This window comes from Leifsonia sp. RCC_180 (assembly GCF_058138205.1).
Genome location: NZ_CP200340.1, coordinates 2,399,294 through 2,411,467, shown reverse-complemented (window position 1 = coordinate 2,411,467; position 12,174 = coordinate 2,399,294). Strand labels below are relative to the sequence as shown.

8 protein-coding genes are annotated in these 12,174 nt (G+C 66.2%); 4 read left to right on the top strand and 4 right to left on the bottom strand.

What is annotated here, in order from left to right; genetic code table 11:
* Window positions 1-230 precede the first annotated feature (230 nt).
* On the bottom strand, window positions 231-2,483 hold the full coding sequence (locus tag AB7E03_RS11855) for a choice-of-anchor D domain-containing protein (RefSeq protein WP_489941603.1): 2,253 nt from the start codon (window positions 2,481-2,483) through the stop codon (window positions 231-233).
* 265 nt (window positions 2,484-2,748) lie between these two features.
* Here AB7E03_RS11855 and AB7E03_RS11850 point away from each other — a divergent pair, with 265 nt between their 5' ends.
* Window positions 2,749-4,062: an MFS transporter gene (locus AB7E03_RS11850; RefSeq protein ID WP_489941602.1), complete on the top strand. Its 1,314-nt coding sequence runs from the start codon at window positions 2,749-2,751 to the stop codon at window positions 4,060-4,062.
* 41 nt (window positions 4,063-4,103) lie between these two features.
* Here the strand turns inward: AB7E03_RS11850 and AB7E03_RS11845 are convergent, their stop codons facing one another.
* Window positions 4,104-5,297 (bottom strand): ROK family protein, encoded by a 1,194-nt coding sequence (locus tag AB7E03_RS11845; RefSeq protein ID WP_489941601.1) that lies wholly within the window; start codon window positions 5,295-5,297, stop codon window positions 4,104-4,106.
* 461 nt (window positions 5,298-5,758) lie between these two features.
* Between AB7E03_RS11845 and AB7E03_RS11840 the strand changes: the two genes are divergently transcribed.
* The 3 genes from AB7E03_RS11840 to AB7E03_RS11830 all read left to right on the top strand — a co-directional run bounded on the left by AB7E03_RS11840 (window position 5,759) and on the right by AB7E03_RS11830 (window position 9,376).
* Window positions 5,759-6,667, top strand: coding sequence for an ABC transporter permease (locus tag AB7E03_RS11840; RefSeq protein WP_489941600.1), 909 nt, complete (start codon window positions 5,759-5,761; stop codon window positions 6,665-6,667).
* On the top strand, window positions 6,661-7,611 hold the full coding sequence (locus AB7E03_RS11835) for a carbohydrate ABC transporter permease (RefSeq protein WP_489941599.1): 951 nt from the start codon (window positions 6,661-6,663) through the stop codon (window positions 7,609-7,611). Before AB7E03_RS11840 ends, AB7E03_RS11835 begins: the two co-directional genes overlap by 7 nt.
* Before the next feature lie 82 nt (window positions 7,612-7,693).
* Window positions 7,694-9,376 (top strand): type 2 periplasmic-binding domain-containing protein, encoded by a 1,683-nt coding sequence (locus AB7E03_RS11830; protein ID WP_489941598.1) that lies wholly within the window; start codon window positions 7,694-7,696, stop codon window positions 9,374-9,376.
* A gap of 197 nt (window positions 9,377-9,573) precedes the next feature.
* Here AB7E03_RS11830 and AB7E03_RS11825 read toward each other — a convergent pair whose 3' ends face one another.
* Window positions 9,574-10,836, bottom strand: coding sequence for an alpha-hydroxy acid oxidase (locus AB7E03_RS11825; RefSeq protein WP_489941597.1), 1,263 nt, complete (start codon window positions 10,834-10,836; stop codon window positions 9,574-9,576).
* Window positions 10,830-12,113 carry an enolase C-terminal domain-like protein gene (locus AB7E03_RS11820; protein ID WP_489941596.1) on the bottom strand — a complete coding sequence of 428 codons (1,284 nt, stop codon included), beginning with the start codon at window positions 12,111-12,113 and terminating at the stop codon, window positions 10,830-10,832. Before AB7E03_RS11820 ends, AB7E03_RS11825 begins: the two co-directional genes overlap by 7 nt.
* Between the last annotated feature and the right edge of the window lie 61 nt (window positions 12,114-12,174).

Genomic DNA, 12,174 nt, shown 5'->3' with positions numbered 1-12,174 from the left:
CTCCGGTCGACCCGTTGCATTGACCTCAGCGGAGGCTGACTATCTCCAAAACGCACAGAACATCCTTGTTCCCATAGGCGGTGCGATGGTACTCAGCATCTTTTCCGCAGGGTTGCTGCGCGGTGTGTCGATTGTTCGGCGGCAGAGTTCGGGTCGTGGTTTGACACCGGACCTGCTGCAGTGATGGGTGCCGTTGCGGTAGGTCGCGCCGGGCTTTCGGCGCTCAGCGGTCACCCAGCCACTACGGAGCAGTCGTCGTAGGTGATCGAGCCGGTCGCCGAGGTCTGATTCGTCGAGTAGATCTGGGGCACCATCCGCTCGCCTGAGCGTTGAGCCGTGCCCGCCCAGGTGACCTTCGTCCAGGTGTTGACGGGTAGTGAGGCGATGCTGGTCATTGGCAGGTGGATATCGCTGCTGAAGTTCTGCGTGTACTCGAGGAATTCGGCGCGGATGTTGAGCCCGCCGGAACTCGGGCGCACCCAGCACGAGGCGGTGTATGCGGTGCCCGCGACGGAGTTCGCGACGACCGTGTTCTGCGTCAGCCCGACGAGCCCGGGAGACGCCGTGGGCGCCGTGACGCGAAGGGCGAACGTTCCGCCGTGGACGGGTGATGCGACGGTCGCGAGGGTGCCCGTGACGAAGGCCTTCCAGCCTCCTGCACCGGACTCGAACCCTGGATCCGGGAGAAGCTGGGTGGGTGCGGGCGGCGGTGGTGGCGGGGGCGTGCTGGAGGCGATGGGGCTCACGATCACGTCCGCTTGCGCGCCGTAGCCGGCCGCGTTCACGGCACGGACGGTGTACTGGAAATGGAATCCATTGGGCAGTCCCGTGACCGTGACCCTCCGTGCCGTACTCGGCACCAGGGTGGTCGCGCCGGTGTTGCCGTTGCGGATCTCGTACTGAGTAATGGGAAGGTTGCCGTCGCTTACCGGGGGCGAGAAGGAGATCACGCCTCCTCCATCCGTGGAGACTGCGGAGACGGCGGTGGGAGCGCTTGGCACCGTGTATGGCGTTTGCGGTGTACCGACCGTGAACGTCGAGGTGGCGGGTGCGCTGACGTTACCGCTGGTGTCGACAGCCCAGACCGCCGCCGTGTATTGACCGGCCGTCAGAGTCGGTGACGTCGCCGAGCTGGCTGCCCCGTCGGAGAGCGGGACGCCGCTGAGGATGCCCACGGCGGACGCGCCGCCGGGCGAGACTCTTGCGATGGTGTGCGCCACATCGGAGGAGGCAGACGGCTTCCAACTGATTGTCGGCGCCGATCCCGACCCGACCGTCACACCGCTGGGCGCCGCTGGCGCGACCGAATCCGAGCGCAACTGCCAGAGCAGCGTTCCGGTCATCGGGTTGGAGTTCGGGAGCCCGGCGCAACGCTCGGAGAACGTGATCTTGGCCATCTCGACGAGGCCCAGGGCATCGACGATGAGGTTCTGGACGTTGATCGTGCCCGTCATGGGCGCGCCGCACGAGTGGCTGTCCAGCGTCACTTGGAAGCCGTACTGGGCTGTCGGGACCGCGCCGTTCCACGGAGCGGTGGTGTGGACGCCGGCAGTCAGCGGAGGACCGTTGTTGGCGGGGCCCCCGCCGATGGGTGTGATGACGACCTGTGCGTTCTTCGAAGCGTCGGTGGAGGTCGCGGTCCAGGCATACCCGCCGTTGCGGATGGATTCCGCAACGACGTACGGACCGTTCGCGTAGGTGTTGGTGGCGCCGAGATCGAGCGGGTCGTCACCCGATGTCGTGATCGACGACGACCCGATCGCGGCCGCGCCGGTCAGAGCCACCGACTGCGTGGACCCGCCGACGGCGATGCGCAGCGTCGCGGTCCGCGGTCCGGCCGTCTTCGGCGAGAAGCCGACCTTGAACGAACAGGTGGCGCCAGCCGCGAGAGTGCTGCGGCAGGTGCTTCCAGACGCTGTGAAGTCGGCGGCGCCCGCACCGGTGAAGGTGGGAGCCCCGAGAGAGACCGAAGAGGACGTGGTGTTGTGCAGCCACTCGGCCTGCTGCGCCGGAACGCTCGAGAACCCGATCGGGGTGGCGGGGAAGGCGAGGGTCCGTGCGCCCAGATCGACGCCGCCTGGCTGCGGCTCATTCATGCTGACCTCGCCGACGCCCTGCAGCACGAGGTCGAACGTGTAGAGCTGGCCGATGGTGTTCCACTGCAGGTCGCGAATGTCGAGCTCCCCGGTGAACCCGCTCGTGAGACCGCCAGAATCGAGCCGTACCTGCGGCTGGGTGTTGTCCGACTGATTCCCGTTTACGACGGCGTAGTCTCCCATCCGCAACGGTTGCCCCGGTGGTGGCGTCACGGTGACGGAGACGGCCGCTGTTCCGGCCGAGATGCCGCGAGACAGGGTCGCGTAATTGATCTTCGCCGTCCCGTTGTCGCCGAACTGGAAAGCGGGCTGGGATGCCTGGTCGACGCCGAACTTGAGCGAGAGGATGGGCGGCGCGGTTGCGGCTTGCGCGCTCGTGGTGGTCACCGCGGTCGCCGTCAAGGAAAGTGCTCCGACCATTGTCACGATCGCCGCCGTGCGCATCGTCTTTCGCATATTGCCCCCACGCTCGCTGAGAGGACGCTGATCCGCATCCGCGGCCGCGACGCTACGCTGGCGCAGATCGGCGCGCAAGACTTCTGAGCAAAACTCATCAATGTAGTTCGGTTTCGAATCGTTCGTTGCCATGCCCGCCCGTTCGGGTCCATCATGCGTGGGTGACGAGTCGGGATGAGCCGGTAGGTCGCGGGTCATGAATCCGGCGGCTCGTCGAGTGCAGCGCGTCTACTTGACCTTGATGCTCGGCAACACGCTCGCTGCGTCGTTGATCTGGGGCATCAATACGCTCTTCCTGCTCGACGCCGGGCTCTCGAACTTCGAGGCGTTCGCCGCGAACGCGTTCTTCACCGCCGGCATGGTGATCTTCGAGATTCCGACGGGCGTCGTCGCCGACACGGTCGGACGGAAAGCGTCGTACCTGCTGGGAACGATCACCCTGTCGGTGACGACCGGCCTGTACTGGATGCTGTGGCTCTGGCACGCGCCGTTCGTCTGGTGGGCGATCGTGTCGGTGCTGCTCGGCCTGGGCTTCACGTTCTTCTCCGGCGCGGTGGATGCGTGGCTCGTCGACGCGCTGGCGTTCGCCAAGTACGCCGGGAGTCTCGAGGCCGTGTTCGGCCGAGGCCTGGTCGTCATCGGGATCGCGACCTTCGTCGGATCGGTTCTCGGCGGCATCATCGCCCAGGCGACCAATCTGGGGGTGCCTTTCCTCCTGAGGGCCGCGGTGCTGGTCATCATGCTGGTGTTCGCCGCCATCGTGATGAAAGACCTGGGCTTCACACCCGACCACTCGATGCGCCCGCTCGCGGCGACCAGGAATGTGCTGAAGCAATCGATCGATCACGGGCTGCGCAGGCGGTCGGTGCGGTGGGTGATCCTGTCGGCGCCGTTCGCCTCCGGTGTCGGGATCTACGCCTTCTACGCGCTGCAGCCGTACCTGCTCGAGCTCTACGGGGACAAGACCGCGTACTCGATCGCCGGGCTCGCGGCCGCCATCCTGTCGTTGGCGCAGATCGCGGGCGGCATACTCTCCTCGCGCGTCCGGGGGCTGTTCGCGAAGCGCACCACGACGGTGATCGGGGCGTCGCTTGTGAGCATCCTGATCCTCGTGGCGCTGGGGCTGACCAGCCTGTTCTGGCTCGCCGTCGTCTTCCTGGTGATCTGGGGTTTCGTGTTCGCGGTGGCCGGGCCGGTTCGTCAGGCCTACCTGAACGACATGATCCCGTCGAAGCAGCGTGCGACCGTGCTGTCGTTCGATTCGCTGTTCGGAAGCCTCGGCGGCGTCTTCATCCAGCCGGCGCTCGGACGCGCGGCCGACCTCTGGGGCTACGGCACGTCGCTCGTCATCGGCGGAGCGGTCGAGCTGATCGGCATCCCGTTCCTGTTCGCCAGCCGGCGCCAGAAGGACCCGGCCGACACCAACAGGGTGCAGACGGACTCCGCGCCGGTCGAGCCGGGCCCCGCAGCGGCGGGCGGCCCGGATGCGGGCGGGCCGAGGCCTTTGTGAAGTCCGAGCTGTGAGCTCCGACCTCCGAGCCTCGAATCGGGTCAGTCGACGGGAGATCCGGCGGAGACCGCGATCGCCTCGCGGAGAGCCGCGACCGCAGCGCCTCGCGCCCAATCGGTGAAGGTGTGGCGGCGGACGACCAGGCGACAGTTGGCGGCGGCACCGAATGCGTGCGCGAGGAACTCCTCACGGAAGCGACGCTCATAGAGGTCGTAGTCCATGACCCCTTCGCCGGCGATCACGACGACCTCGGGCCCGAAGAGGTTCACGGTGGCCGCCAGTGCGGCGCCGATCGCCGTGCCGGCGTCCTCGAACGCGTCGACCGCGGTGGGGTCGCCCTCGTGCGCGAGGCGGATGGCGTCCGCCAGGGTCAGCTCCGGCTCGCCGCGCCCGCGCCGGACGGAGTCGAGAATGGCGTTCGACGACGCGACCGCTTCGACGCATCCCCGCCGACCGCACACGCAGACGGCGTCGGATGACGCGAGAGGCAGATGCCCGATCTCACCCGCGACACCGTGGGATCCGACCACCACATCGCCGTTCACGTAGATCCCGCACCCGATGCCGGCGCCGATGGTGACGATCGCGAACGAGCTCGCATCCTTGCCCACGCCGAACCAATGCTCCGACTTCGCAAGGGCCCGGACGTCGTTCTCCACCGTGATCGGGAGCCGCAGGCGCTCGGCGAGTTCGCTCCCGAGCGGCACGTGGGTCCAGTTCAGCAGGGGCGAATCCCGGACGGTCCCCGTGCTCGTGTCGATATCTCCGGACACCGAGACGCCGACGCCGCTGAGGTGCGTCGCGTCATCGCCGAGCTGCTCGATCAGGGAGGTCACCGATGTCGCGATCGCCGCGATCGTCGTCTCCGGGTCGTGGCTTTTGAGTCTCCGGCGCGTCGAGCCGAGCACTTCGTTGGCGAGGTTCACGGTGACGGCGAAGATCTCCTCCGCGTTGACCTTGACCCCGACGGCGATCATGGAGCGCGGGACCACACTCAACGGCCGGACCGGCCGGCCGGGGAACGAGTGCTCCGCATGCTCGCCGACCGTGACGTAACCGCCTTCGATCAGCGGACTCACCGTCTTCGTGACCTTGGCTTGCGAAAGCCCGGTGAGGCGGCCGATATCGAGCCTGCTGACGGGCCCGTGGGTGATGATCCGCGTGAAGATCTCCGCCGACTTGGCAGTACCCAGCGTGGGCCGGCGGCCGACGCCGATCGGCGCGGTCGAGGTCATCGTGAGCCCTGGGCTCGTGGCCCAGGACGCGCTGCGCCTCCGCGCTGCCCGTCTCTGCCAGTCTTGTATCGCACGCTCTGAGGCTAACGCACACCGCCCGGTTTGTTCCTGCCGTGTTCTAATTCGGTTTCACCTCCCGACGCTGGGGTGCTCCTATGTGGCGCGTACTTCGCGAGGTGACCCAGACCCTCCCATCGGAAATTATTGACAACGGCAAAAAAATACGTTTTGCTTTACGCAGTCCCCGCTGGGGCGAGATCGACCTAATGGGAGTCTTCGATGACGAAGGTGAGAAACACAGTGGCACACGCCGATGCGCGAAGCACCTGCCGCGTGCACGAGAGGTGCGTCGCGTGACGAGCGCCCCGCCCGTTACGAGCGCACCGCCACCGGCAAGTACGCCGCAGACGCCGAGAGCACCCGGAGCTGGGACCGCTCGGGTGCCGCGTCGCCGGCGAAGCGTGGGCCAGCGTTGGCGGATCGCCCTCCGGCGTCACTGGCAGCTCTATCTGCTCACGATCCTGCCTCTCGCGTACTTCGTGATCTTCAAGTACGTGCCGATCTCCAACGCGATCATCGCCTTCAAGAACTACAGCCCCGTTCTCGGGGTGTGGGGGAGCCCGTGGGTCGGCTGGACCAACTTCCAGCTGATGCTGCAGAACCCGCAGTTCCCCACGCTGCTCGCAAACACCCTCCTGCTGTCCGGCTACGCGGTGCTGGCGAGCTTCCCCATCCCGATCATCCTCGCCCTCGCCCTCAACGAGGTGCGCCACCGCTGGTTCCAGAAGACCGTGCAGTTGGTCACGTACGCGCCCTACTTCATCTCGACGGTCGTGGTCGTGTCGATGCTGATCCTGATCATGGCCCCGAGAATGGGCATCCTCAGCGAGGTGTTCGGATTCTTCGGGGTCCCGGCGCCGGACTTCCTCGGCGATCCCGACTACTTCCGGCACGTGTACGTGTGGTCGGATGTCTGGCAGACGGCCGGGTACTCCGCGGTCATCTACATGGCGGCGCTGTCGGGGATCGATCCGTCGCTCTATGAGGCGGCGAAGGTGGATGGCGCCTCCCGGCTCCGCAAGATCTGGCATGTGGACATCCCCGGGATCATGCCGACGGCGATGATCGTCCTGATCCTGAGCGTCGGCAACATCATGGCGATCGGATTCGAGAAGGCCTTCCTGCTGCAGAACCCGCTGAACCTCGGCCAGTCCGAGATCATCGCAACGTATGTCTACAAGCTGGGCATCCTCAACGCCGACTTCGGGACGGCGACCGCCGTCGGCCTCTTCAACTCGGTGATCAACCTGGTGCTGCTCCTCGTCGTCAACTGGGTGGCACGTCGCGTGAGTGGGAGTGGACTGTGGTAACCCTCGACCGTCTGGCTGACCGTGCCAAGGTGCGCGTCAACGCCCGCCCGAAGAAGCCTCGCCGCATCCGGGAATCACCCTCCGACCGCGCGCTGCTGACTGTGATCTACCTCGGCCTCATCCTGGCCGCGCTGGTCGTGCTCCTGCCGCTGCTGTTCATCCTCGCCAGCTCGTTCTCCTCACCGCATGCGGTGACCGCCGGGGAGGTGTTCCTCTGGCCGGTCGACTTCACCCTCAAGGGCTACCAGACGGTGCTGGCCGACCCGCAGGTTCTGATGGGGTACGCGAACTCGCTGTTCTACATGGTGGCGGGCACGGTGATCAGTACGACGTTGACGGTGTGCATCGCGTGGCCGCTGTCGCGCCGGACCTTCATGGGCCGGAACGTGATCATGTCCATCCTGCTGTTCACGATGCTGTTCAGCGGCGGCCTGATCCCGACGTACATGGTGGTCCAGAACCTCGGACTGCTCGACACCCGCTGGGCGCTGCTTCTCCCGCAGGCCGTCGCGGTCTGGCAGGTGATCATCGCGCGGACCTTCTTCCGTTCGGCGATCCCAGAAGAGCTGGTCGAAGCGGCGGAGCTCGACGGCGCGAGCGAGTGGCGCTTCCTCTGGACGATGGTGCTCCCGCTCTCCAAGCCTCTGATCGCCGTCATCGCCCTGATGTACGCGATCGGCCAGTGGAACGGCTACTTCGACGCGCTGCTCTACCTGAAGAGCTCCGATCTGTTCCCGCTCCAGCTCGTGCTGCGCAACATCCTGGTGCTCAATGCCACGAACGGCGGCGCGAACGACCTGGCCGCCCAGGCGCAGAACCAAGAGCTCGTCAACCTGCTCAAATACGCCCTCATCGTGATCACCAGTGTCCCGGTGCTGGTCATCTACCCGTTCGTCGCCCGCTACTTCAACAAGGGAGTGCTCATCGGGTCGGTCAAGGGCTAAGCCCGGCCGGCACCTGCACTCCTCGCCCCCGAACCCACCACTGCACATCCCGTCCCGCGATCCATGTTCCAAAGGAGGAACCATGTTTTCCATCACAGACAGTCGCGCCCGCAGGCGTCGGCGCTCGGCAGTGCTCGCTGTCGCGCTGAGCGGCACGGCGCTGCTCGCGCTCTCCGCCTGCACTCCCTCCCAGTCGTCCGCAGCCGATGACAAGATCGGCGGGACGGCACACCTGAGCGTCTTCGCGCAGCAGGGCACCGGGCAGGATCTCGCCACGAACGCCTTCACCAAGGAGGTCGAGAAGAAGTTCAACATCAAGTTCGACTGGCAGACCACCACCCAGGACTCCTCGGTGGCGCCCGAGAAGCGGCAGATCCTCATGGCTAGCGGCGACTACCCGGACGCCTTCCTGCTCATTCCGTGGGTGGACCAGTTCAACCAGGTCGACGTCGAGAAGCTCGCACAGCAGGGTGTGGCCGTCCCGTTGAACGACCTCATCAAGCAGTACGCCCCCGACATCCAGAAGGTGCTCGACAAGAACCCGGACTACAAGGCGATGGCGACCTCCCCGGACGGCAAGATCTACGGACTGCCGCAGCTGGCCGAGACCTTGCACATCCAGTACCCGGCGAAGCTGTGGATGAACACCGATTGGCTGAAGAAGCTCGGGCTTCAGATGCCGAAGACGACCGACGACATGACGAAAGTCCTCGAGGCGTTCAAGAACGGCGACCCCAACGGCGACGGGAAGCAGGACGAGATCCCGCTCAGCGGTGACTCGCACGACACCCTCATTCCCTTCTTCATGAACGCTTTCATCTACGACCCGCAGAACCCGGACAAGGGCACCCAGTCGACGACGGTGCTCAACAAGGGCAAGGTCGACATCCAGGCCAACAAGGACGGATGGCGCGAGGGACTCAAGTACATCAAGTCGCTCTGGGACGCCGGCCTGATCGACAAGGGAGCGTTCACCCAGAACCCCGCGGCGCTTGCGCAGGAGGGCAACAACTCCGGCCCCGTCGTGCTCGGCAGCGCCAGCTCACTCCACCCGTACATCTTCGTGAGCCCGGGTGCCAAGGACGGCCGTGACAAGCAGTACGACGCTGTGCCGCCGCTGACCGGGCCCGACGGCGCGGACTATGCGACGTACGCCTTCGGCAGCACCCCCGGTGCGACGTTCCTGCTGACCAACAAGGCGTCGAAGAATGACCAGGTCGCCGCGATCAAGATGGTCAACTACCTGTTCACCGAGAAGGGACAGCTCGACGGCAACTTCGGTCCGGAAGGCAAGGGATGGGCGAAGGCGGACGCCGGCGACGAGGCGCTCGACCCGGGCGTGAAGGCCCAGTTCAAGAACCTCCAGCTGTCTCAGGATGAGGCGAACGCCGTCCAGTGGGGAGCCCTCTCGACCTACAACCAGAACGAGGCGTTCCGCGGGTCGCAGGCTGAGCCGACCGACCTCTACGACACCTCCGGTTACGAGCGCCGACTGTTCGAAGCCACCCAGCTGTACAAGGGACACGAGGACGAGAGCCAGATCTACCCGTCGTGGCGGGTGTGGCCGGACCCGGCCAAGGCCACGCAGGTCGCCACAGCGCAGACGAACATCGACAACTACGTGACGCAGAACGCCCTGGCCTTCATCACCGGATCGAAGAACCTGGACACCGACTGGGATGCGTACGTGAAGGGCTTCGACGGGCTCGGCCTGAAGGACTACCTGAGCACGCTGCAGACCGCGTACGACAAGTCGAAGAAGTAAGGCGTAGCAGCAACGCGAGGAACTCTGGTCGGGCCCGGATGCGGGCTCGACCAGAGTTCTTTTTGTGTGCGGGCGCGTGTGCGCGCGGGCTACCGCGGGGCGGACGCGGCCGGTAATCGAAGGAGATTCAGACGGATTCCGGCCGAATCTCCTTCAGCACTGCCAATCGAAGGAGATTCGGGGCGGGTTGTCCGTCGTTAGCGGTCGGCGGTTTCGGGGGCTGGGTCGCGGCGCAGCGGTTGGAGGCGGGCGAGTTGGGTGACGTGGTGGGGGCCGAGTTCGGCGAGGGTGTTGACCTGGAGCAGTTTCATGGTGCGGGTGAGTTGGTCGGTGAGGATCTGGATGGTGCGGTCGACACCGTCCCGGCCGCCGGCCATGAGGCCGTAGAGGTAGGCGCGCCCGATGAGGGTGAACTTGGCGCCGAGGGCGTAGGCGGCGATGATGTCGGCGCCGTTCATGATGCCGGTGTCGATCGCGATCTCGGTGTGCTGACCGACCTCCCGCACCACGGATGGGAGCAGGTGGAAGGGGATGGGTGCCCGGTCCAGTTGGCGTCCGCCGTGGTTGGAGAGCACGATCCCATCCACCCCGTGATCGACCAGGGTCTTGGCGTCTTCCACGTTCTGCACGCCCTTGATCACGAGCTTCCCCGGCCACATGGCCCGGATGATCTTCAAGTCCTCGTAGTTGATGGAGGGGTCCATGGCCGCGTTGAGCAGGTCACCGACGGTGCCGCCGGTGGCGGACAGGGACGCGAACTCCAGCTTCGGGGTGGTCAGAAAGTCGTACCACCACCACGGGCGGGGGATCGCGTTCACGATCGTCCCCAACGTCAACTGCGGTGGGATGGAGAACCCGTTCTTCTTATCCCGCAACCGGGCCCCGGCGATCGGGGTGTCCACCGTGAAGAACAGGGTGTCGAACCCCGCCCGCGCGGCCCGCTCCACCAAACCGTAGGAGATCTCCCGTTGCCGCATCACATACAACTGGAACCAGTTCCGGCCGTGCGGGTTCGCCGCCTTCACATTCTCGATCGACGTGGTGCCCAGGGTGGAGAGGGTGAACGGGATCCCCGCCGCCGCAGCAGCCCCCGCCCCGGCGGTCTCCCCCTCGGTCTGCATCAACCGGGTGAACCCGGTCGGTGCGATCCCGAACGGCAACGCCGACGGGCCACCCCAAATCTGGCACGACGTGTCCACCGTGGACACATCCCGCAGGATCGACGGGTGGAACTCCACATCCTGAAACGCCTGCCGTGCCCGCGCCAACGACAACTCGCCCTCCGCCGCACCCTCGGTGTAATCGAACGCCGCCTTCGGTGTGCGCCGGCGAGCGATCCGCGCCAAATCCTCGATCGTCAACGCCGACGACAACCGCCGCTTCTTCAGATTCAGCTCCGGACGCTTGAACTGCATCAACTCCAGCAACTCGACCGGACGAGGAAACTGACGGGTCACCATGCGGTCATCCGGTGGTCGTGGAGCGACTCCGCGCGCATCTCCATGCCGTTGCCGGGGGTGAGCGGGGCGAGATAGCGCCCGTTCTCGAGGCGGACCGGCGAGACGAAGTGCTCGTGCAGGTGGGTGGTGTACTCGATCATGCGGCCCTCCTGGCTGCCCGAGAGCGCGACGAAGTCGAACATCGAGAAGTGCTGCACCGCCTCGCAGAGGCCGACGCCGCCCGCGTGCGGGCACACCGGCACACCGAACTTGGCGGCGAGCAGCAGGATGGCGATGTTCTCGTTCACGCCGGCGACCCGCGTCGCGTCGATCTGGACGATGGCGGTGGCGCCAGCCTGCAGCAGCTGCTTGAAGAGCACCCGGTTCATCCCGTGCTCGCCGGTCGCGATCGGCACAGGCGCGACCTCCCGTGCGATGGCCGCGTGGGCCAGGATGTCGTCCGGACTCGTCGGCTCCTCCACCCACGCCAGGTCGAAGGGCTGGAGTGCCCGAATCCACTCGATCGCCTGATCGCGATCCCAGCGCTGGTTGGCGTCGATGGCGATGCGGATGTCAGGGCCGACCTCGTCCCGGGCGATGGCGAGCCTCCGGAGGTCGTCCTCGAGCCGGTCTCCCACCTTGAGCTTGATCTGCGCGAAGCCGTCGTCGACGGCCTCCCGTGCGAGCCTGCGGAGTTTGTCGTCCGAGTATCCGAGCCAGCCGGGTGTCGTGGTGTAGCCGGGGTAGCCGGTCGCGAGCAGCTCCGCCTCCCGTTGCGCCCGTCCGGGCTGGGCTGCGCGCAACAGGGCGAGCGCCTCGTCCGGTGTCAGGGCGTCGGAGAGGTAGCGGAAGTCGACGAGCGAGACCAGCTCCTCGGGCGTCATGCGCGCGAGCAGCTGCCAGAGCGGCAGGCCTGCGCGCTTCGCCTTGAGGTCCCACAGGGCGTTGACGACCGCGCCGATCGCCATGTGCATCACACCCTTCTCCGGCCCCAGCCAGCGCAGCTGCGAGTCGTGCACCAGCTCACGCCAGAGGCCTCCGAGGTCGTCCAGGATCTCCTCGACATCCCGGCCGATCATGCGTCGGGCGACCGTGTCGATGGCGGCGACCTGGATGTCGTTGCCTCGGCCGATCGTGAACACGAAAGCGTGGCCCTCGTGCCCGTCGGCGGCGTCCGTCGTCAGCCGCAGGTAGGCGGCGGAGTAGTCGGGGTCGGGGTTCATGGCGTCCGAGCCGTCCAGCATGGCGGATGTCTCGAAGCGCACATCGACGGTTTCGAACGCGGTGACGGTACTCACAGGGGTGGCCTCCTTCGGCTTTCCAATATCCTATTGGATATAGGCACAAGCGAGGCAACGA

Bases quoted from the DNA above. Each gene is read 5' to 3' on its own strand.
- AB7E03_RS11850 (WP_489941602.1), top strand. From the start codon at position 2,749: ATGAATCCGGCGGCTCGTCGAGTGCAGCGCGTCTACTTGACCTTGATG.
- AB7E03_RS11845 (WP_489941601.1), bottom strand. From the start codon at position 5,297: ATGACCTCGACCGCGCCGATCGGCGTCGGCCGCCGGCCCACGCTGGGT.
- AB7E03_RS11830 (WP_489941598.1), top strand. From the start codon at position 7,694: ATGTTTTCCATCACAGACAGTCGCGCCCGCAGGCGTCGGCGCTCGGCA.
- AB7E03_RS11825 (WP_489941597.1), bottom strand. From the start codon at position 10,836: ATGGTGACCCGTCAGTTTCCTCGTCCGGTCGAGTTGCTGGAGTTGATG.